The organism is Rhodococcus sp. NPDC127527 (genome assembly GCF_042672245.1).
Lineage (GTDB): Bacteria > Actinomycetota > Actinomycetes > Mycobacteriales > Mycobacteriaceae > Rhodococcus_G.
Genome location: NZ_JBHXVP010000010.1, coordinates 102,557 through 122,091 on the forward strand (window position 1 = coordinate 102,557; position 19,535 = coordinate 122,091).

Genomic DNA, 19,535 nt, shown 5'->3' on the forward strand with positions numbered 1-19,535 from the left:
TTTGCATTTATTTTGCTTGCACCGATTCGGGGGGCGAACTAGGATGCGGCCATGACCTCACCCGCGGAGCTGCGCGACACCTGGCGCACCCTGCTGACCCGGTACAACGGCATCGCCTGCGAACTCGACCGGCGGATGCAGAGCGCCCACGGGCTGAGCATGAGCGACTTCGAGACCCTGGACCGCCTGATGTCGGTCACCTGCAAGCACCCGCGCATGCAGGAGCTGGCGGCCGACATGTACCTGAGCCCGAGCGCGCTCTCGCGCAGCGTGGCCCGGCTGGAGAAGGCCGGGCTGGTGTCGCGGTCGCTGTGCGAATCCGACCGGCGCGGCGTCTTCGTCGACGTGACGGATGCCGGGCGCGCGGTCCACGCGGACGCCGCCGGGATCCAGCTGACGGTGCTCGCCGAGCACCTCGGCGAGCCCACCGACGCCGGCTGACCGCACCACTCCGCGAGGCGTCGCGAGTACGCTCGCGGCCATGGCAGTCGTGAAGATCAACGCAATCGAGGTGCCCGCGGGCGCCGGTCCCGAACTCGAGAAGCGGTTCGCGCAGCGCGCGGACGCCGTCGAGAACTCCCCCGGATTCCTGGGCTTCCAGCTGTTGCGCCCGACCGGCGGCGAGACCCGCTACTTCGTGGTCACCCAGTGGGAGTCCGAGGATGCCTTCGCGGCCTGGCGCGACGGTGACGCCCGCGCCGCCCACGCCGGCGAGGCGCGCAAGCCCGTCGCCACCGGCGCCTCCCTGCTCGAGTTCGAGGTCGTGCTCGACGTCGCCGCCAAGGCATAGGGACGCCCGAGCCCGGAGAAACCCGGTCTGGTACTGATCGCGCCGGTAGATTCACTCGTATGACCGCGGTAGTCGACTCCGCGAAACGGCACACCCTGCAGGCGTTGCTGTCGCTGCCCCCCGGCATCGTCCGCCGCCTCGCAGGGCGGCCGGTGGAGATCGAGGGCAACGTCCTCGACCCCGAGATGCAGCTCGTCCTCGCGCTGCGCAAGATCGAGGGCGCGGCCATCGAGGAACGACCGATTCCGAGCGGCCGACGCGCGCTTGTCGACGCCGCCAAGGCGGTCGGCGGCGACCTGCCGATCGGCGCGGTCACCGACCTCGACATCGACGGTCCGGGCGGCCCGCTCCGGCTGCGCTTCTACACCCCGCGCAAGTTGACCGCGGCGTCGCCGGCCCTGTTCTTCGTCCACGGCGGCGGATTCATCTACGGCGACCTCGAATCCCACGACGCGATGTGCCGTTTCCTCGCCGAGCGGGCGGGAGTCCGGGTGGTCGCCGTCGACTACCGGCTCGCCCCCGAATCGCCCTTCCCCGCGGCCGTCGACGACGTCGAGGCGGCGTACTCGTTCGTGACCGCCAACGCGACGGGCCTGGGCATCGACCCGGACCGCATCGCCGTCGGCGGTGACAGCGCGGGCGGCAATCTCGCCGCGGTGCTCGCCCAGCGCGCCACCCGCGGGCAGGTCGGGGCGCCGCCCGTCTTCCAGTTGCTGATCTATCCCGCGGTGGATTTCGCCGTGAAGCGGCCCAGCCGGACGACCTTCGCGACTGGGTTCTTCCTGAACAAACGGTTCACGGACCTCACCGAGGCGAGCTACCCGCCCGCCGGGGTGGACCTGACCGACCCGCTGCTGTCCCCGATCTACGGCGACCTGACAGGCCTGCCGCCCGCCTGTGTCGTGACGGCCGGATTCGACCCGTTGCGCGACGAGGGCGACGACTACGCCGAGAAGCTCCGCGAAGCGGGGGTGCAGGTGCAGCACGTCCGCGAGCCCGGGCTGATCCACTCCTTCGCGAACATGGTGGGCGTCGGGCGCTCGGGGCCCGAGGCAATGGGACGGGCCGCGGCCGCGCTGCGGAAGGCCGTCTCCGCCCCGTAGCCGTTCCTCGCCGGGACGGCATCGATTGACACCACCGCCGGGTCAGTGCGAGAGTGCGCTGGTAATAGCGATGGCTGACGGGAATCCGGCGAAAGTCCGGAGCGGTCGCGCCACTGTGATCGAGGCACCGCCTCGACAGCCAGACACCGTGGCCATCGCCTGGACTTTTGAGGGACGCGCAATCCCAGGAGGAACCATGGCACTCGTTCACACCCCCAGCAAGGCAACCGATTCCATCGGCATTGCGATGATCATCGCGGGCGTGGTCCTGCTCGCGATGCTGACCCTGTACCTGGTCGGCTTCGACCAGGGTGCGGTCTCGCGCGGCGGCATGTACATGCACGAGCTGATGCACGACGGTCGCCACCTGCTGGGCCTGCCGTGCCACTGACCGACGCCTTCACGAAACTCCTCATCCGCGGCCTGCTGGCCGGCCTCGTCGCCGGCCTGCTGGCCGGCGCCGTCGCGTTCGTGATCGGCGAACCGCACATCGACGCGGCCATCGCGATCGAGGAGTCCGCATCCGCTCCGGCCGAGCACGCGGCGACGCCGCACGAGCACAACGCCGCATCCGTGCACACCGACGCGACCGAGCATCCCGATGAACCTGCCGCCGAGTCGTCAGGCCACTCGCACGGCGGAGACGCGCTGGTCAGTCGCGACGGTCAGCGGTTCGGACTGTTCCTGGCCACCACGTTCGCCGGGCTCGCACTGGGCGCGATCTTCGCGGTCGTCGCCCACTACGCGCGGCGGGTGAGCACTCTGTCCGGGCCGGTCCTGGGTCTGTGCCTCGCCGGCCTCGGCTGGCTAGCCATCGAGGCGGTGCCGTTCTTCAAGTACCCGGCCAACCCGCCCGCCGTCGGCGACCCGGACACCATCGACAAGCGCACCTGGCTCTGGCTCGCATCGGTGCTGCTCGGACTGCTCGCGGTCGGGCTCGCGGCGTACGCGGCGAGGATCGTCTCGGCGCACCAGTTCCTGACCGTGCGCATCGCGGTGCCGCTGCTGGTGTTCCTGGTGGTCGTGGCGATCGGGTACGTCGCGCTCCCCGGCGTCAACGAAGTCGGCAGCGATTTCCCCGCCACGTTGTTGTGGGAGTTCCGAGTCTCCTCGTTGGCCATCCAGGCGACGCTGTGGCTCGCACTCGGACTCGGCTTCGCGTTCCTCACCGAACGCGCCACCCGAGCACGGAACGCGGCGCTCGACGCGGTCCGCTAGGACCACCTGCCCCTTCCCGAATGGCCCATCCGTTCAGTTGGACTGAACGGATGGGCCATTCGGGAGGCAGGGGCTCTGGTCAGACGGCGCAGGAGCCGTCGGAGCACGTCTCGCCGTCCGACTCGGCGCCGTCGAGGGTGACGATGGCGCCCGACTGCGCGTAGGCCTGCTCGAGCAACTGGGTGAACACCTCGACCGGCTGCGCACCGGAGACCCCGATGGCCCGGTTCGCGACGAAGAACGGGACACCGGTGACACCCAGCGCGCGGGCCTCGGCGATGTCGGACCGCACCCGGTCGGCCGCGGCGTCGCCGTCGAGGGCCGCACGCACGTGCTCGGCGTCCAACCCGACCTCTCCCGCGATCCTCACCAGCTCGGCGCGGTCGTCGACGACCCGGCCCTCGCTGAAGTGTGCGCGAAACAGCGCCGCCATCACGTCTCGCCCGCGATCGCCCGCGAGGTGCACCAACCGGTGCGCGTCGAAGGTGTTCGCAGCGATGACCGTGTCGAAGTCCATCGTCAGGCCGTCCGCAGCCGCCGCCGACGCGACGTGGGCGAACATCTGCCTGACCTGCTCGGCGGGCATGCCCTTCTGCTGGACGAGAGCCTCGAGTTCACCGACGCGGGCGCCCACCGGGGTGTCCGGCGCGAGCTGGTAGGACCGCCACACGACCTCGACTCGGTCGCGGTGCTCGAATGACGCGAGCGCGGCCTCGAAGCGGCGTTTACCGATGTAGCACCACGGACACGCGATGTCGGACCACACCTCCATCAGGACGGCCGGTGCGGCGGGGGCGGACGGGGCTGCGACTGGTTCTGTGCTCACAACTGGTTGAAACGTCCACCATTATCGTGGTGTTCCCGAGGCTCGCACGACGAACAGTCGACCGTTCGCCCTCGCGAACGGTTCAACCGCATCCACGCCGTGGAATATTTGAAAACTATTGCGATGCAATGTTATCCGCGCCGCGACCCGGACAACGGACCGAACCCTAGTCGTTGGGGCAGTCCTTGACCCACTTGACGTTTCCGTCGATGTTGCAGCTTCCCGCGTGCGTGCCGGCGGCGAGCGCCGGGCCCACAGCAAGGCCGAGAGGCAGCGCGGTCAACAGTCCGGTGAGGGCGATCTTGGCCGCGAGACGACGGGCAGGCGAGATGGTGGGCTTGATCACAGCGATGAATCCTTACTTCGATCGACAGCCCCGAATCACGGCGCCGACATTCTCGACCTGCGCCTTCGCAGCTGTCTCCATGGGGGATCCGCGTCGGAACTGGCGGGCAGTTGCATCGGCGCGGCAAAGCCATGATATAGGGAGATTCGCCCGTTGACGAGAGCGATCCTTGCCTTTTCTAACAAGATGCCCGTACTGCACCCGACGGCATCCGACCGACGCCGCCGGGTACCGACGGCGGAATCAGACGAGGGCCGCGTCCAGCGTGATGTCCACGCCAGTCAGTGCCTTGCTGACCGGGCACGACTCCTTGGCCGCCTGCGCGGCCTTCTCGAACCCAGCGGCGTCCAACCCGTCGACCTCGCCGCGGACGGTCAGCACGATGCCGGTGAGCTTGAAGCCCGGGGTGTCCGGGCCGAGGCTGACCGCGGCCGACACCTCCAAGCTCTGCGGGACGCCACCCGCCTCCCCGATCAGCGCGGACAACTGCATCGCGTAGCAGGACGAGTGCGCGGCGGCGATCAGCTCCTCGGGACTGGTCGTGCCGCCCGCGTCTTCGGCGGCGCGCTTGGGGAAGGAGACCTCGAAAGTGCCGACGCAGGAGCTGCTGAGTTCGACCTGGCCGGAGCCCGCCTCCAGGGTGCCGTTCCAGGCGGTGCGGGCGGTACGTGTGGGCATGGCGGTCCTCTCGTCGATGAACGGGGCGAGGACCAGTGTTCTCCCGAACCTGCCGGCGCGGAAGCCGAATCACTGCGGCTGGGGCGCCGGTTCGCCGTCGACCTCGTGGTAGTGATCGAGCAGGCGCCGCTCCTCCTCCCGCTTCGGGTAGACGAAGAACACGAGCCCGGCGCCGACGAGCACGATCGCGATGGCCGCCGCGTACGCCTTGGTGTCGCCGTCGAGGAAGGCCGCCCGCGCCGCGGACAGGATCTGGTCGGCGTACTGCGGGTACCGCTCGGCGATCCCGGCGGCGCCGGCGAACGACTTCTCCAACGTGCCCTGTACCTCGGTGCTGACCTCGTCGGCATCGCCGGACGCGGCGATCGACGCCGCGAACGAGGCCGTGTACCCCGCGGTGAGCAGCGCGCCGAGGATCGACTGGACGATCGCGCCGCCGAGATCGCGCTGCAGATCGGCGGTGCCGGAGGCCATTCCGGCCCGGCGAACCGGGACCGAGCCCGTCAACGACCGCGACGCGGGCGTACCGGCCAGGCCGACGCCGATGCCGAGCAGCACGTAGCTGAGCGCGATCTTCCAGTACTGGGCGTCCTCCGTCCACAGCAGCAGCGCGACCACGAGCCCCGCCACGATCGCGGTGTAACCGGCCAGGAGGGTGAACCGGGCGCCGCGCGCCTCGACGAGCTTCGCCGACTGCGGCGCCACCAGCACCATGACCGCTGCGGCGGGCAGACCCGCGGATCCGGCGGCGAGCGTGGAGTAGCCGAGCACGTTCTGCATGTACTGCTGCCCGATGTACATCGTGCCCATCAGGGTGCCGAAGACGACGATGCCGGCCACCGCCGCGACCCAGAAGATCCGGCGACCCGCGACCTGCAGGTCGTAGAGCGGGTTCGGCGCCCGTCGCTGGCGGATCACGAACACCACGCCCGCGGCCAGCGCGATGACCAGCAGGCCGACGGCGGTCGCACCGTATCCCGGCATCGGCGCGAAGTTGATGCCGAGCACGAGCGCCGCCACCAGCACCACCGACACCACGCCGCCGAGGTGATCGACGGGGTCGGTGGACTCGTTGACGTGCGCCGGCACGAAGAGCACCGCCATCGCCAACGCGACCAGCGCGAGCGGCAGCGTGACGAGGAAGACCGATCCCCAGAAGAACCACTGCAGCAGGGCGCCCGCCACCAGCGGGCCCAGCGCGGAGAGGCCGCCACCGATCGCCGACCAGAGCGCGATCGCCCGCGTCCGGGCCGCGCCCGACCACAGTGCGGTGATCAGTGCCAGCGTGGTGGGGAAGGCCAGGCCCGCGGAGACGCCGCCGACCAGGCGAGCGACGAAGAGCACCTCCAGGCTGGGCGCGAACGCGGCCACCAGGCAGGCCGGGATCGACAGCACCATGCCGAGCACCAGCATCGTCTTGCGCCCGTAGCGGTCTCCGACGGCGCCGAGGTACAGCACGGACGCCGCCAGGCCGACCGAATAGCCGACCGCCACCAGGTTCAGACCGGTCTGGCCGGCGTCGAACGCCTTGCCGATGTCGGGCAGGGCGACGTTCGCCACCGCCAGGTTCAGGTTCGCGACTGCGGCGACGAGGATCAGAGACAGCAGGACGAGCGTCGCCCGCGCGGGGGCCTCGCCGGTCGTGTCGGTCGTGGCATCGGTGGTCACGGCCACCAGTTCACCACCCGCGAGGCCCCGAAACGCCGAATTGCGCACCGAGTCGCGGCCGTGCCGCGCTGCCGTCCTGCGACCTGGCCCGGCCCACCCCTCCCTGCGCGGTCACCGCGTCCAGAACAGGACGTCGGGGAACCGCGGCGTGGGACCGTCGAGGAGGGCGCCGTCGCGATCGCGCAGGAACCGGTCGAACATGGCGGGGACGTACTCGCGCTGCACCGCGATCGCGCGCTCGGCCGACCCGACCCCGGCGGCGTCGCGGATCGACGGCAGCACGGCCGCGGCCAACGGGATGAACACCGGCAGGTCCGAATAGCTGAAGTGGCCGGAGTCGAGCAGGGCGAGCGCCCGCACCCAGCCGCGGTGGTTCGACAGGAACGGCCCCCACGTCGGATCCCACGTCACCGGACCACCTCCCCTCGACCGGTAGGTCGCCCCGCTGGCCATCAGGAGAACCGGGCGATCCATCCCCTCCGTGACGGCGGGCACCGGTTCGTCGTCCGACCCGATCGCGCCGTCGAGATCGACGACCGCATCGATCCGCGCGTCCACCCGCATCGTCTCCACCGCGGTGTACCCGCCGTACGAGTGCCCGAACATTCCGACCCGGTCGAGGTCCAGGGCCCGTGCGAGACCGGCGGGGAGCCCGGCGTGCTCGGCGTCCGGGTTCTCGCCGGCCACGATCCGGGACAGGTCGTCGAGCACGAAGCGGCTGTCGGCGACCCGGACGTCGACCATCGACTCGTCGCCGAGCACCGCGGGGTCCGCGTACTCGACGCGTCCCCCGGGGAACGCCACCGCGGGGGTCTCGAACGTGTGGTCCATGGTGACCACCGCGAACCCGCGGCTGGCCAGTTCCTCTGCCATCACCGAGTAGAGGTCGCGCGCGGTGCCGTATCCGGGCGAGAACAGAACGGTCGGAACCGCGCCGAGCGAATCGTCCACCGGCGCACCCGCATACGAGTTGCCCGTAGCCCCGGCCAGGGGAAGCCCACCGAACGGGTAGCCGAGCGCGGACTCGGCGCCGGTGTACGGGGCGCGCGGACGGCCCGCGACGTCCCGTGCCGGGTACCACACGGTGACCATCAGTTCCCGGCGCCGGTCCGGTTTCCAGGGGTCGGCGCGGGCCTCGTCGACCAGGTGCAGCACCGCACTGCCGACCGGATGCGGTCCGGTGGGAGTCGGCAACACCGGCTCCTGTGCCTGGGCCGCCGGCGCGACGAGGGCCTGCAGCAGCGCCGCGACGAGTGCCAGCACAGCCGCGGCGGTCGTGCGCGCGAGCGTGCGCTCGGACACCTGCGCCCCCTGCGATCGTTCGTCATTCGATCATAGGAAGCGCCGCAACCCGCCCTCGCCGGGAAGCGCCCCGCACACGACGACGCCCCGGAAGCGATGCTTCCGGGGCGTCGTGGCGTGGGTAGCTACTCGGCGGAACCGCCCTCGGACGGAGCCTCGCCCGCACCCGCCAGTGCCTCGGCGGGAGAGTCCGGAACCTTGACCGGCTTCGGGTTGGGTGTGAACGTGAACTTCGCGTCCTCGCCCGCGCTCTCGCCGTCCCAGCCCTCGACGTCGACGAGCACGATCTGACCGGGTCCGACCTCGTTGAAGAGGATCTTCTCGGAGAGCTGGTCCTCGATCTCGCGCTGGATGGTGCGACGCAGCGGCCGCGCCCCCAGGACCGGATCGAACCCGCGCTTGGCGAGCAGCGACTTGGCCTGCTCGGTCAGCTCGATGTCCATGTCCTTGTTCTTCAGCTGCTTCTCCACGCGGCCGATCATCAGGTCGACCATCTCGATGATCTGATCCTTGGTCAGCTGGTGGAAGACGATGATGTCGTCGATGCGGTTGAGGAACTCGGGCCGGAAGTGCTTCTTGAGCTCGTCGTTGACCTTGAGCTTCATCCGCTCGTAGTTCGACTCGGTGCCCGAGCCGGACGAGAAGCCCAACCCGACCGCCTTGGAGATGTCCGAGGTGCCCAGGTTCGAGGTGAAGATCAGCACGGTGTTCTTGAAGTCGACCGTGCGACCCTGACCGTCGGTGAGACGGCCGTCCTCGAGCACCTGCAGGAGGGTGTTGTAGATCTCCTGGTGTGCCTTCTCGATCTCGTCGAACAGCACCACCGAGAACGGCTTGCGCCGCACCTTCTCCGTGAGCTGGCCGCCCTCCTCGTAGCCGACGTACCCGGGGGGTGCACCGAACAACCGCGAGGCGGTGAAGCGGTCGTGGAACTCGCCCATGTCGATCTGGATGAGCGCGTCGTCGTCGCCGAACAGGAAGTTCGCCAGCGCCTTGGACAGTTCGGTCTTACCGACACCGGACGGGCCGGCGAAGATGAACGATCCGGACGGACGCTTGGGATCCTTCAGGCCGGCGCGGGTGCGGCGGATCGCCTTGGAGACCGCCTTGACGGCGTCCTCCTGGCCGATGATCCGCTTGTGCAGCTCGTCCTCCATGCGGAGCAGACGGGTGGTCTCCTCCTCGGTGAGCTTGAACACCGGGATGCCGGTCCAGTTGCCCAGGACCTCGGCGATCTGCTCGTCGTCGACCTCGGCGATGACGTCCAGGTCGCCGGAACGCCACTGCTTCTCACGCTCGGTGCGCTGCGCGACGAGGGTCTTCTCCTTGTCACGCAGGTTCGCGGCCTTCTCGAAGTCCTGCGCGTCGATCGCGGACTCCTTCTCCCGGCGCGCGTCGGCGATCTTGTCGTCGAACTCGCGCAGGTCCGGCGGCGCGGTCATCCGGCGGATGCGCATCCGGGCGCCCGCCTCGTCGATGAGGTCGATCGCCTTGTCCGGCAGGAAGCGGTCGTTGATGTAGCGGTCGGCCAGGGTGGCGGCCGCGACCAGCGCGCCGTCGGTGATCGACACGCGGTGGTGCGCCTCGTAGCGGTCGCGCAGACCCTTGAGGATCTCGATCGTGTGCTCGACGGTCGGCTCGCCGACCTGAACCGGCTGGAACCGGCGCTCGAGGGCGGCGTCCTTCTCGATGTACTTGCGGTACTCGTCGAGGGTGGTCGCACCGATCGTCTGCAGCTCGCCGCGGGCCAGCTTCGGCTTGAGGATCGAGGCCGCGTCGATGGCGCCCTCGGCCGCGCCCGCACCGACCAGCGTGTGCAGCTCGTCGATGAACAGGATGATGTCGCCGCGGGTGTTGATCTCCTTGAGCACCTTCTTCAGGCGCTCCTCGAAGTCACCGCGGTAGCGGCTGCCCGCGACCAGGGAACCCAGGTCGAGGGTGTACAGCTGCTTGTCCTTGAGCGTCTCCGGGACCTCGCCGTTGACGATCGCCTGGGCCAGGCCCTCGACCACGGCGGTCTTGCCGACGCCGGGCTCGCCGATGAGCACCGGGTTGTTCTTGGTGCGCCGCGACAGCACCTGCATGACCCGCTCGATCTCTTTCGAACGACCGATGACCGGGTCGAGCTTGCCCTCCAGCGCGGCCTGCGTCAGGTTGCGGCCGAACTGGTCGAGGACCAGCGACGTGGACGGCGTGCCCGCCTCCCCGCGACTGCCGCCCGACTCGGTCGGCTCCTTGCCCTGGTAGCCGGACAGCAGCTGGATGACCTGCTGACGGACCCGGTTGAGATCGGCGCCCAGCTTCACGAGGACCTGGGCGGCCACGCCCTCGCCCTCACGGATGAGACCGAGCAGGATGTGCTCGGTGCCGATGTAGTTGTGGCCGAGCTGCAGCGCCTCGCGCAGGCTCAGCTCCAGCACCTTCTTGGCGCGCGGGGTGAAGGGGATGTGACCGGACGGGGCCTGCTGACCCTGGCCGATGATCTCTTCCACCTGGCTGCGCACGCCCTCGAGGGAGATACCCAACGACTCCAGCGACTTCGCCGCAACGCCCTCACCCTCGTGGATGAGACCGAGCAGGATGTGTTCCGTGCCGATGTAGTTGTGGTTGAGCATCCGGGCCTCTTCCTGGGCCAGGACAACAACGCGCCGTGCGCGGTCGGTGAACCTCTCGAACATCGCTCTCCCTCACGTTCTTGATGGGTAGATCCCTCAGCGGGATCCACGAGCCGCACCCCTACTCTAGTGGCCGGTGGTACGGCCTGCGCCGCCTCCATCCCATTCCGACGGGGACAGTGTGCATGCTTACTGGTCACAACGCGGCACCCAGGTGTTTCGTTTCCCATCGGCGCTACGCCTGCAGCGAACAGAGTGGGGAGATGGCGCAGCACGCGCGACAGGGCCCTGCGCGAGCAGATCGAGTCTGCGCAACGGGGCCTCGCGACAGAGGGCACGCTCGGACGGCTCACCGCGACACCGTTCGGGGCAACCTAGCCGAACGGCGTCTGGAAACGAACCGCTGCGCTGGCGTCGGCCGAGCCGCTCAGCCGACGACCGGCGGTACGAAGACGCAGGGCACCGGGCGCGGGTGCGCCGGGTCGAGCGCATTGAGCACGATCGTCGCCGCCACCGGCTCGCCCGAGATCGACAGGTGATCCCCGTAGTCCTGCGAGCAGTAGTCCTGGACGAAGATGTTCGTCGCGTTCGGACCCTCCTCGAAGCCGCTCATGTAGGGCATGACCAGCTCGTCGTAGCGGGTGATGATGTTCGTGTAGGTGATGCCGGGCGCGTACACCCCGCCGGCGCGCACCTTCTCCATGAAGGGAGTACCGGCGACCAACTGGGTGCACGCCCCGCACAGGGGCGACATCGTGGGGGTCGCGGCCGCCATTCCGGCCGCACGGTACTGGCGCAGGGTCGCATCCAAGTCGAAGGCGCCCTCGCCGTGCCACAGCGGCGCCAGCGAGACGTACTTGTCGACCTTGGCGGCGCCACCGAGGTACTTCACCCAGTAGGTGGGCATCAGGGTGCCCTGCGAGTGACCGACGATGTCGACCTTCGAGGCCCCGGTCGACGCGAGCACCCGGTCGACGAAATCGGAGAGTTCCTGGGCGCTCTGCTCCATCGGGCGCATCGCGCCGATGGCGCTGATCGGCCACGGCAGTTCGTCGTGGGCACCGTAGGTGATGGAGAAGACGCAGTAGCCCTCGTTCGCGAGGAGCGGCGCGTAGGTCGCCCAGTTGGTCTGGCGGTTGCCGCCGGTCCCGTGCACGAGGACCACCGGCTCGGGATGGGCCGCGGTCGGCTTGCAGGACCAGTCGTTGGAGCCGGGCGCCGAACCACCCGGATTCCCCAGTTCCAGCGGAACGCCTGCCAGGAACTGATACGGAACGGGAAGCGGCGCCGGCGCGGCCCCCGCGGTGCCGGCACCCAGCATGAATGCTGCCGCCGAAATCAATGCACCGAAGACAATTCGTCCGCGCACAGTCCCCCCACAGTTCTCGTCGTTTCCCCGCCCGCCCGCGAGGCTAACAGCCGAGATACGCGCGGGCGGGGAAACGAAAGAAAGAAGCAGGGAGATCAGTTTGCCTTGTTGTACAGCTCCGTGATTTCCGAGGAGATGCGGCCGCGTGCGGACACCGGGTGACCGTTCCGCCTGGCCCACTCGCGAATGGCCGCGCTCTGCTCCCGATCCACCGCCACCCGCGACTTGCCGGTCACCGGCACGGACTTGCCGCGCCTGCGCCCGGTCGACTTACGGGCGTGGGAAACCCACATCTCGAGCTGGTCGCGCAGTTTGGCCGCATTCTCCGAGGAGAGGTCGATCTCGTAGGTGACGCCGTCGAGCCCGAACTCGACAGTTTCGTCGGCGGCGGCTTCCTGATCCACATCGTCGATCAGCGTGACGGTGACCTTCTTCGCCATAGGTCGAGTTCCCTTCAAATGAGCGCGCAATTACCGGGTCCCGTGCTCCGGTTTCGGCCGAGTGTACCCCCGAATCGAAGATACCCACTACGCAAGAAAAGGGAAAACGCTAATAGAAAGAAATCAGCGCGCCGCAGGCCGGACAATTGGGAACAGGATCGTTTCCCTGATACCCAATCCGGTCAATGCCATCAGCAGCCGGTCGATACCCATGCCGGTGCCGGTCGTCGGCGGCATGCCCTGTTCCATCGCCGCGAGGAACTCCTCGTCGAGCTGCATCGCCTCGTCGTCGCCGGCCGAGGCCAGCCGAGCCTGGTCGACGAACCGCTCCCGCTGGATCACCGGGTCCACCAGCTCCGAATAGCCGGTCGCGAGCTCGAAACCGCGTACGTACAGGTCCCACTTCTCGGTGACACCCGCCTCGCTGCGGTGCTGCCGGGTCAGCGGCGAGGTCTCGACCGGGAAGTTGCGCACGAAGGTGGGCGCGAACAACTGGTCACCGCATTGGTGCTCCCACAATTCCTCGACCAGCTTGCCGTGGCCGTAGCCCTTGCCCTCGGGCACCTCGAGGCCGACCTTCTCGGCCAACGACAGCAGCTCGTCGACGGTGGTGTCCGGGGTGACCGCAACGCCGATCGCCGCCGACAACGACGGGTACATCTCCATCGTCTTCCACTCGCCGCCGAGGTCGTACTCGGTGCCGTCGGCGAGGGTCACCACCTGGGTGCCGAATGCCGCCTGCGCGACCTCCTGGATCAATTCGCGAATCATCGTCGCGGAATCGTCGTAGGTGCCGTAGGCCTCGTAGGTCTCGAGCATCGCGAATTCCGGGGAGTGCGTGGAATCGATGCCCTCGTTGCGGAAGTTCCGGTTGATCTCGAATACCTTCTCGATGCCACCGACGACGCACCGCTTGAGGAACAACTCGGGGGCGATCCGCAGATACAGATCGATGTCGAGCGCATTCGAATGGGTGACGAACGGCCGGGCCGCCGCGCCACCGGCCTGGGTCTGCAGCATCGGGGTCTCGACCTCGAGGAATCCGCGTCGCTCGAGGGCGGCCCTCAGCTCGCGCACGACCGCGACGCGCTTGCGGGCGTTGTCCCGGGCCTCGGGGCGCACGATCAGGTCGGCATAGCGCTGCCGGACCCGTGACTCCTCGCTCATCTCCTTGTGCGCGACCGGCAGCGGACGCAGCGACTTGGACGCGATCTGCCAGGCATCGGCCATGACGCTCAGCTCGCCGCGCCGGGAGCTGATGACCTCGCCGTGCACGAACACGAAGTCGCCGAGATCGACGTCCGACTTCCAGGCCGCCAGCGCCTCCTCGCCGACAGCGGCGAGGCTGATCATCGCCTGCAGCTGGGTGCCGTCACCCTCCTGCAACGTGGCGAAGCAGAGCTTGCCGGTGTTACGGACGAAGATCACCCGGCCGACGACCCCGACCTGGTCACCGGTCGCGGTGTCGGGTTCGAGGTCCGGGTACTTCGCGCGGATCTCGGCGAGGGCGTGGGTGCGCGGCACCGACACCGGGTACGCCTGTCCACCCTGCGCCAGGATCCGGTCCCGCTTCTCGCGGCGGATACGCAGCTGCTCGGGGGTGTCGTCGGTGGGCTCGGTTGCTACATCACTCACGGTTGACCAGGGTAATGCCCCGCGGTGCGGGATGACCGCGTCGGCCTCCCTCCCCCTCGGGGCGCCCACGAACGCTGGGCCGGCCGCCGTCAGTGCGCGGCCGCCGCCGCGGTGTCGCGAACCAGGTGCCGCGAGCGCGTCGCCAGCCCGAGCAGCCCGGCCGAACGGATCGCCTGGTAGCCGCCGACCAGATCGGTGGCCCGGTGCAGACCCAGCTCCTGCAGCGCCGCCGCGGCGAGGCTGGAGGTGTAGCCCTCGGAGCAGATCACGATCCACTCGACATCGTGGTCCGAGGCAAGGGCAATACGTGCGTCGCTGGTGGGGTCGAGCCGCCACTCGAGCACGTTCCGTTCGATCGCGAGCGCCCCGGGCAGCGTGCCCTCGCGATCGCGCTGTGCCTGCGGGCGGATGTCGACGATCATCGCGCCCCGCGCGATCGCGTCCTCGAGCTCGAAGACGTACATGCGCCGGTAGCTGCCGCGGGCCTTCTCGAGCATCTCGTCGATGGTCATGCCGACCGTCCTTCCGGAAGATCGGTCAGCTCGGTGCGAGTGCGACGCAGGCTGCCGTGGTCGGTGACCTCGTAGTACGACATCGCGGTCAGTGGCGGCGAGTAGGCGTGCACGCTCAGCGTCGGGGTCGCCGGGTCCGCGGGGCTGCCCGGCGCCTCCATGACGTCGTGCACCCAGCCGAGCGGGAACGACGCCTGGTCGCCGGCCTCGAGCGTCCGGTACTTCAATTCGCTACCGCTCCAACGGTATTCGGCGAGGGTGCCACTGAGGACGGTCAACGCCCCGAGCGAACCCGCGTGGTCGTGCAGCTCGGTCGTCCGGTCCGGCACCCAGCTGATCAGCCAGACGTCGACGTCGTCGTCTGCGTGCAGCCGGACCGACCAGCGCTCCGAGGTCGGCCATTGGCCCGCCCCCGGAAGCAGGTGCGCGAAGCGGCCGTCGAGCACGTCCTGCGCGCCCTGGTCGGTGATGCGGAGAAGGTCCGCGGGACGAAGGCGACTCGGCGATGCCGGCGCGGACAGGGATGTGACAGATGAAACCACTGATGTGGAAAGCATGGGAGAGACTCCAGGAGTGTGAATTGGTCAAGGCCGTGCAACGTGCCTCAACGAATCGAGGCGGCAATCAGCCTCGACAACACTCCTGAGCAACCATGCGGATATTCACGCCGACCAGTGTGACACAGATCCGGAGTTTGGCAAAGGGTCCGTTCACTGCGTCGACGGTCAGGCCAACGGCGGACGCTTGGCCGCACGCCGTTCCTGGTTGCGCTCGTAGACGATGCGCAGGCCCTCCAACGCGAGATCGCGTTCGAGGTGGGCGATGGTCTCCGATTCCGGCATCACCAGCGGCGCACTGTCACCCGTCGCGATGACCGTGACGTCGTCGCCCGAGAAGGCCGGCAACTCGGCCCGCACCCGGCGCACCAACCCGTCGACCAGCCCGGCGAACCCGAAGATCGCTCCCGCCTGCATGCACTCGACGGTGTTCTTCCCGACCACGCCGCGCGGGCGCACCAGCTCGACCTTCCGCAGCGCGGCGGACTGCGAGGCCAGCGCGTCGGCGGAGATCTCGAGGCCGGGCGCGATCGACCCGCCGAGGAACTCGCCCTTCGCCGACACCACGTCGACGCACGTGGACACCCCGAAGTCGACGACGATGCACGGACCGCCGTAGAGGTGATGTGCGGCAAGGCTGTTGACGATGCGGTCGGCCCCGACCTCCTTGGGGTTGTCGACCAGCAGCGGTACGCCGGTCCGCACGCCGGGCTCGACGACGACGTGCGGGACGTGGCCCCAGTAGCGGGTCAGCATGACCCGCAGCTCGCGCAGCACCGACGGAACCGTGGACAGCGCCGAGACACCGACCACCTGATCCACGTGCGCGCCGAGCAGTCCCCGCAGCATCCAGGCCAGCTCGTCCGCCGTCATCCGGGGGTCGGTCCGCATCCGCCAGTCCTGCACCAACTTCGAGTGCTCACCGGATCCGGAGAACAACCCGAGCGAGATGTTGGTGTTGCGGACGTCGACGGTGAGCAGCACAGCTACACCAGTGCCGCGTGGCCGTCGAGGGTGGCGAGCATCCGAGGCGTGATCAGCCCGGATCCCTCCGGGGCGTGGGCCGGGTCGGAGCCCAGTTCGACCTGCCGGTTGTCGGCGTCGACGAAGACCACGCGGGGGTCGTAGTCGCGGCACTCCTGCTCGTTCATCACGCCGTAGGCGATGAGGATGACGAGGTCACCGGGCTTGACGAGATGCGCTGCCGCACCGTTGATCCCGATCACTCCGCTGCCACGCTCACCGGCGATGACATAGGTCTCGAGGCGGGCGCCGTTGTCGATGTCGACGATGCACACCTGCTCGCCCTCGAGCAGGTCCGCGGCGTCCATCAGGTCCTGGTCCACGGTGACCGACCCGACGTAGTGCAGATCGGCGTGGGTCACGGTGGCGCGGTGGATCTTCGACTTCATCATCGTGCGAAACATGTGCAGTCCTAACGGGATAACGGAATATCAGGTCGGTCGAGGGGGTGCTGTTACCCCGCCTGTGACGGCTGCGCGGTGCGGGGATCCTCGTCCCGCTCCAGGAATCCAGTGCCCACGGCGACACCGACGTTGTCGATCAACCGGGTGCCGCCGAGCCTCGCCGCGACGAGCAGGCGGCCGTCGCCCCGCTCGGGTGCCGGACCGAGGTCGACGCCACGAACCTCGAGGTAGTCGACGACCAGTTCGGGCGTCGTGGCCAGCACCTCGCGTGCGGTGGCGAGGATCGCCTCGGGACCACCCGCGGCCGCGTGCGCGCCCGCCACCAGTGCAGCGGAGATCGTCGCGGCCGCGGTCCGCTGAGCGTCGTCGAGGTAGCGATTGCGCGACGACAGGGCCAGGCCGTCCTGCTCGCGCACCGTGGGCACGCCGAGGATCTCGACGTCGAAGTTGAGGTCCCGCACCATCTGCCGGATCAGGGTGAGCTGCTGGTAGTCCTTCTCTCCGAAGTATGCGCTGTTCGGCACCGTGATCTGCAGCAGCTTGGCGACCACGGTGAGCATGCCCGCGAAGTGCGTCGGCCTGCTGGCACCCTCGAGCTCGCCGCCGAGCGGACCCGGATGAATCATCGTGCGCCGGCCGCTCGGGTACATCGCGGCGACCGACGGGACGAAGGCGAGTTCGACCCCCTCGCCGCGCAGCAGCTCGAGGTCGCGGTCGAGGGTGCGCGGGTACGCGTCGAGGTCCTCCCCCACTCCGAACTGCAGCGGGTTGACGAAGATCGACACGACCACCACCGCGCCGCGCAGCTTGGCCTGGCGGACGATCTCGAGGTGCCCGGCGTGCAGCGCACCCATGGTCGGCACCAGCGCGACCTGCCTGCCGACGCCGCGCAGGGCCTTGGCAACCCTGGTCAGCTCGGCGGGATCGTGATGCACGGTCAGTTCCCCGCGCGCATAGCCGTTCACGAATGGTCCTCCAGGATCTCGAGAAGTGCGGGTGATGCACCTGTCAGTTGCGCGGACCGCAGCGACATCGCTCGGTAGCCGGCAGCGATCTGCGGGTCGACCTCGTCGAGGACCCGCAGGTGGGCGGCGACCGCGGCACCGTCGCCGCGGGCGACGGGGCCGGTCAGTGCGGACGGCCCGCGGCGCAGCGCGTTGTCGAGCGCCGCGGACAGCAGCGGGGCCAGCACGCGTTCGGCGACACCGTTCGGGTCGCCGTCCACCACCTGCTGGCCGAGCAACTCGTCGCCGGCCAGGGCGACGCGCAGCGCCGCGACCGCGTCGACGACCAGCGTGACCAGATGATTGCTGCCGTGCGCGAGTGCGGCGTGATAGAGCGGGCGAACCTCCTCACGGACCCGCACCGGCTCCCCACCGATCTCGAGCACCAGCGCCTGGGCGATGGCGTACCCGATCTCGTCCGCGGCGGTGATGCCGAAACAGGCGGAGGACATTCGCGTTACGTCCTCGTCGTGCCCGGTGAAGGTCATCGCGGGGTGGATGGCCAGCGGCACCGCACCGATCGCCGTGAGCGGGGCCAGGACGCCGATGCCGTTCGCGCCCGAGGTGTGCGCGACGAGGGTGCCCGGTCGGATCGATTCGGTCGCGGCGAGGCCCGCCACCAGCGCGGCGAGTTCGTCGTCGGGGACGGCGAGAATCAGGAGTTCACAGCGGGCCGCGACATCGGCGGCGGGAAAGATGTCGGTGTCCGGCAGGCGCACGGTGGCGCGGCGGACCGAGGCGTCGGAAACGGCGGAACAGGCCACCACCACGTGGCCGACCCGCTCGAGCGCGGCGCCGAGGGCAGTACCCACGCGTCCCGCCGAGACGATTCCGACTGTCAATCGTGCGGGCGCCGGGTCCGGACAGGGCCCGTCTCGAGTGATCTCGAATGAGGTCACCGTTGTTCCTCTCGTTCGTTCCAGTCCCGCGGGGCGGGTACCGGACGTTCACAGCGAGGATAGCCGCCGCCCGTCGGGGGCCGCCACGGCGAAAATAGTGATCTACGGCTCAGTCGCGCCGACGCCGGCCCGGCCTGCCGACGTCCGACTCCGTCTCCGACCGGCCGGTCGCCATGTTCGCCATGATCTCCGCGACGGACAGGCCACTCGAGTGCGCACCGGGTGCGATTTCGTCGGATTGGGCGTCGTCCGGGTCGACGCGGCGCCGGCGGCCACCGCCCGTGGTGACGGGCTCCGCGGCCGGAGCCTGCGCGACCACGGGTTCCGGGGCCGGCCGCGGCGCGGGTGCGGGTGCGGGTGCGGGTGCGGCCGCGGGAGCGGGTGCGGGTGCCGAGACGGAAACCGGGACCGCACCGACCGGCGTCGGGCGGGACCCGGGAGTCGTATCACCGGACACGACGACGGGGCGGGGAGCAGCCACGGGCGCGGCCTTGGTCGGCGGCACCGGCTCTTCGGCAGCGTCGGCCACCACGGAGACCTCGGCGGTCACCGGTTCGTCGAAGGGGGTGGCGAACGTCGGACCCGAGGCGGGGTTGGCGTACGTCGGCTCCGGAGTGAACGTACGCGGCGGGGCGTACGGGCCACGGACCGCGCTGGCGAGTTCCGGAACCCTGGTGGCGTCGGCGGTGAGGGCGACGCGATCGACGGGCATCCTTCCCTCGAACAGCACCTCGAGACTGCCGCGCAGCGCTGCCAGTTCCGCGCGCAGTGCCGCGATCTCCGACACGTCGAGGTTGGTCTCGCTGCGGACCCGGGCCTCGACCCCGGACTCGTACTCGCGGCGCGCGGTGATCTCGCGCTCCAACTGCAGCTCGTACACCGTCTGCAGGTCGCGCACCTTCGCCTTGTCTGCGTCCGACTCGCGGCGGTACTTGATCATCGCGATCGCGCCGAGCAACGCGGCCCACAGCGCGACGACCGTGCCGACCCGAAGCAGCGCGACGCTGTCGCTGAAGATCAGGAACAGACTCGCCAGGACCGCCAGCACCACCAGCCCGGCCACGATCATCTGGCTTGCACTGCGCTTGCCTCGCCGAAGCGACCCCGCGCGACCAGAAACCGTCATGCAGCGAGGATAGCCGTCCG

Annotated in this window: 21 protein-coding genes and 1 riboswitch; of the genes, 5 read left to right on the plus strand and 16 right to left on the minus strand. The window is 69.3% G+C overall.

The genetic code is table 11. The features are described 5' to 3' along the window. Positions 1-51: 51 nt before the first annotated feature. The 5 genes from ACFVH2_RS17505 (at position 52) to ACFVH2_RS17525 (ending at position 3,111) form a co-directional block, all read left to right on the plus strand. On the plus strand, positions 52-441 hold the full coding sequence (locus ACFVH2_RS17505; protein WP_378423418.1) for a MarR family winged helix-turn-helix transcriptional regulator: 390 nt from the start codon (positions 52-54) through the stop codon (positions 439-441). Between the two features lie 40 nt (positions 442-481). Further along, a complete protein-coding gene (gene mhuD, locus ACFVH2_RS17510; RefSeq protein WP_378423416.1) occupies positions 482-790 on the plus strand; it encodes a mycobilin-forming heme oxygenase MhuD in 309 nt (102 codons plus the stop codon). 59 nt (positions 791-849) lie between these two features. Continuing rightward, positions 850-1,893: an alpha/beta hydrolase gene (locus ACFVH2_RS17515; RefSeq protein WP_378423414.1), complete on the plus strand. Its 1,044-nt coding sequence runs from the start codon at positions 850-852 to the stop codon at positions 1,891-1,893. 42 nt (positions 1,894-1,935) lie between these two features. Beyond that, positions 1,936-2,065, plus strand: a riboswitch (cobalamin riboswitch). A 24-nt stretch (positions 2,066-2,089) separates the two neighbouring features. Next, positions 2,090-2,284 (plus strand): CbtB domain-containing protein, encoded by a 195-nt coding sequence (locus tag ACFVH2_RS17520; RefSeq protein WP_142095147.1) that lies wholly within the window; start codon positions 2,090-2,092, stop codon positions 2,282-2,284. Beyond that, a complete protein-coding gene (locus tag ACFVH2_RS17525; protein ID WP_378423412.1) occupies positions 2,275-3,111 on the plus strand; it encodes a CbtA family protein in 837 nt (278 codons plus the stop codon). Before ACFVH2_RS17520 ends, ACFVH2_RS17525 begins: the two co-directional genes overlap by 10 nt. Before the next feature lie 79 nt (positions 3,112-3,190). On the opposite strand, the gene ACFVH2_RS17530 is transcribed toward ACFVH2_RS17525, so the two are convergent. The 16 genes from ACFVH2_RS17530 to ACFVH2_RS17605 form a co-directional block, all read right to left on the minus strand. Continuing rightward, positions 3,191-3,883 carry a DsbA family oxidoreductase gene (locus ACFVH2_RS17530; RefSeq protein ID WP_378423615.1) on the minus strand — a complete coding sequence of 231 codons (693 nt, stop codon included), beginning with the start codon at positions 3,881-3,883 and terminating at the stop codon, positions 3,191-3,193. 220 nt (positions 3,884-4,103) lie between these two features. Continuing rightward, positions 4,104-4,283, minus strand: a complete 180-nt coding sequence (locus ACFVH2_RS17535; RefSeq protein ID WP_378423410.1) for a hypothetical protein — start codon at positions 4,281-4,283, stop codon at positions 4,104-4,106. A gap of 243 nt (positions 4,284-4,526) precedes the next feature. Next, positions 4,527-4,961, minus strand: coding sequence for an OsmC family peroxiredoxin (locus ACFVH2_RS17540; RefSeq protein ID WP_378423408.1), 435 nt, complete (start codon positions 4,959-4,961; stop codon positions 4,527-4,529). A 69-nt stretch (positions 4,962-5,030) separates the two neighbouring features. Further along, positions 5,031-6,629: an MFS transporter gene (locus tag ACFVH2_RS17545; protein WP_378423406.1), complete on the minus strand. Its 1,599-nt coding sequence runs from the start codon at positions 6,627-6,629 to the stop codon at positions 5,031-5,033. 111 nt (positions 6,630-6,740) lie between these two features. Then, positions 6,741-7,931, minus strand: coding sequence for an alpha/beta hydrolase family protein (locus ACFVH2_RS17550; protein ID WP_378423404.1), 1,191 nt, complete (start codon positions 7,929-7,931; stop codon positions 6,741-6,743). Positions 7,932-8,056: 125 nt separating this feature from the next. After that, positions 8,057-10,609: an ATP-dependent Clp protease ATP-binding subunit gene (locus ACFVH2_RS17555; RefSeq protein WP_378423402.1), complete on the minus strand. Its 2,553-nt coding sequence runs from the start codon at positions 10,607-10,609 to the stop codon at positions 8,057-8,059. A gap of 364 nt (positions 10,610-10,973) precedes the next feature. After that, positions 10,974-11,867 (minus strand): esterase/lipase family protein, encoded by an 894-nt coding sequence (locus ACFVH2_RS17560; RefSeq protein ID WP_378423613.1) that lies wholly within the window; start codon positions 11,865-11,867, stop codon positions 10,974-10,976. Between the two features lie 143 nt (positions 11,868-12,010). Continuing rightward, complete coding sequence (locus ACFVH2_RS17565; protein ID WP_378423400.1) at positions 12,011-12,355, minus strand: Lsr2 family protein; 345 nt, start codon at positions 12,353-12,355, stop codon at positions 12,011-12,013. A 123-nt stretch (positions 12,356-12,478) separates the two neighbouring features. Then, on the minus strand, positions 12,479-13,990 hold the full coding sequence (gene lysS, locus ACFVH2_RS17570) for a lysine--tRNA ligase (protein WP_378423398.1): 1,512 nt from the start codon (positions 13,988-13,990) through the stop codon (positions 12,479-12,481). A gap of 89 nt (positions 13,991-14,079) precedes the next feature. Further along, positions 14,080-14,502 carry a rhodanese-like domain-containing protein gene (locus ACFVH2_RS17575; RefSeq protein WP_378423397.1) on the minus strand — a complete coding sequence of 141 codons (423 nt, stop codon included), beginning with the start codon at positions 14,500-14,502 and terminating at the stop codon, positions 14,080-14,082. Beyond that, a complete protein-coding gene (locus ACFVH2_RS17580; protein ID WP_378423395.1) occupies positions 14,499-15,059 on the minus strand; it encodes a cysteine dioxygenase in 561 nt (186 codons plus the stop codon). The genes ACFVH2_RS17575 and ACFVH2_RS17580 overlap by 4 nt, the downstream gene beginning before the upstream one ends. A 168-nt stretch (positions 15,060-15,227) precedes the next feature. Next, complete coding sequence (locus ACFVH2_RS17585) at positions 15,228-16,043, minus strand: type III pantothenate kinase (RefSeq protein WP_378423393.1); 816 nt, start codon at positions 16,041-16,043, stop codon at positions 15,228-15,230. Positions 16,044-16,045: 2 nt separating this feature from the next. After that, the gene (gene panD / locus ACFVH2_RS17590) at positions 16,046-16,486 is read right to left on the minus strand and encodes an aspartate 1-decarboxylase (protein WP_378423391.1); all 441 of its coding nucleotides are present in this window, start codon (positions 16,484-16,486) and stop codon (positions 16,046-16,048) included. Between the two features lie 50 nt (positions 16,487-16,536). Continuing rightward, positions 16,537-17,451 (minus strand): pantoate--beta-alanine ligase, encoded by a 915-nt coding sequence (gene panC / locus ACFVH2_RS17595; protein WP_378423389.1) that lies wholly within the window; start codon positions 17,449-17,451, stop codon positions 16,537-16,539. Then, positions 17,448-18,389, minus strand: a complete 942-nt coding sequence (locus ACFVH2_RS17600; protein ID WP_378423387.1) for a Rossmann-like and DUF2520 domain-containing protein — start codon at positions 18,387-18,389, stop codon at positions 17,448-17,450. Before ACFVH2_RS17600 ends, panC begins: the two co-directional genes overlap by 4 nt. A 109-nt stretch (positions 18,390-18,498) precedes the next feature. Further along, positions 18,499-19,515: a DUF6779 domain-containing protein gene (locus tag ACFVH2_RS17605; RefSeq protein ID WP_378423385.1), complete on the minus strand. Its 1,017-nt coding sequence runs from the start codon at positions 19,513-19,515 to the stop codon at positions 18,499-18,501. Positions 19,516-19,535 lie beyond the last annotated feature (20 nt).

Excerpts from the sequence above, each read along its gene's own strand:
- ACFVH2_RS17505 (WP_378423418.1), top strand. The coding sequence starts at position 52 with ATGACCTCACCCGCGGAGCTGCGCGACACCTGGCGCACCCTGCTGACC.
- ACFVH2_RS17580 (WP_378423395.1), bottom strand. The coding sequence starts at position 15,059 with ATGCTTTCCACATCAGTGGTTTCATCTGTCACATCCCTGTCCGCGCCG.
- ACFVH2_RS17575 (WP_378423397.1), bottom strand. The coding sequence starts at position 14,502 with ATGACCATCGACGAGATGCTCGAGAAGGCCCGCGGCAGCTACCGGCGC.
- ACFVH2_RS17605 (WP_378423385.1), bottom strand. The coding sequence starts at position 19,515 with ATGACGGTTTCTGGTCGCGCGGGGTCGCTTCGGCGAGGCAAGCGCAGT.
- ACFVH2_RS17560 (WP_378423613.1), bottom strand. The coding sequence starts at position 11,867 with ATGCTGGGTGCCGGCACCGCGGGGGCCGCGCCGGCGCCGCTTCCCGTT.
- ACFVH2_RS17530 (WP_378423615.1), bottom strand. The coding sequence starts at position 3,883 with ATGGAGGTGTGGTCCGACATCGCGTGTCCGTGGTGCTACATCGGTAAA.
- ACFVH2_RS17515 (WP_378423414.1), top strand. The coding sequence starts at position 850 with ATGACCGCGGTAGTCGACTCCGCGAAACGGCACACCCTGCAGGCGTTG.
- ACFVH2_RS17540 (WP_378423408.1), bottom strand. The coding sequence starts at position 4,961 with ATGCCCACACGTACCGCCCGCACCGCCTGGAACGGCACCCTGGAGGCG.
- mhuD (WP_378423416.1), top strand. The coding sequence starts at position 482 with ATGGCAGTCGTGAAGATCAACGCAATCGAGGTGCCCGCGGGCGCCGGT.
- ACFVH2_RS17555 (WP_378423402.1), bottom strand. The coding sequence starts at position 10,609 with ATGTTCGAGAGGTTCACCGACCGCGCACGGCGCGTTGTTGTCCTGGCC.
- ACFVH2_RS17520 (WP_142095147.1), top strand. The coding sequence starts at position 2,090 with ATGGCACTCGTTCACACCCCCAGCAAGGCAACCGATTCCATCGGCATT.
- panD (WP_378423391.1), bottom strand. The coding sequence starts at position 16,486 with ATGTTTCGCACGATGATGAAGTCGAAGATCCACCGCGCCACCGTGACC.
- ACFVH2_RS17565 (WP_378423400.1), bottom strand. The coding sequence starts at position 12,355 with ATGGCGAAGAAGGTCACCGTCACGCTGATCGACGATGTGGATCAGGAA.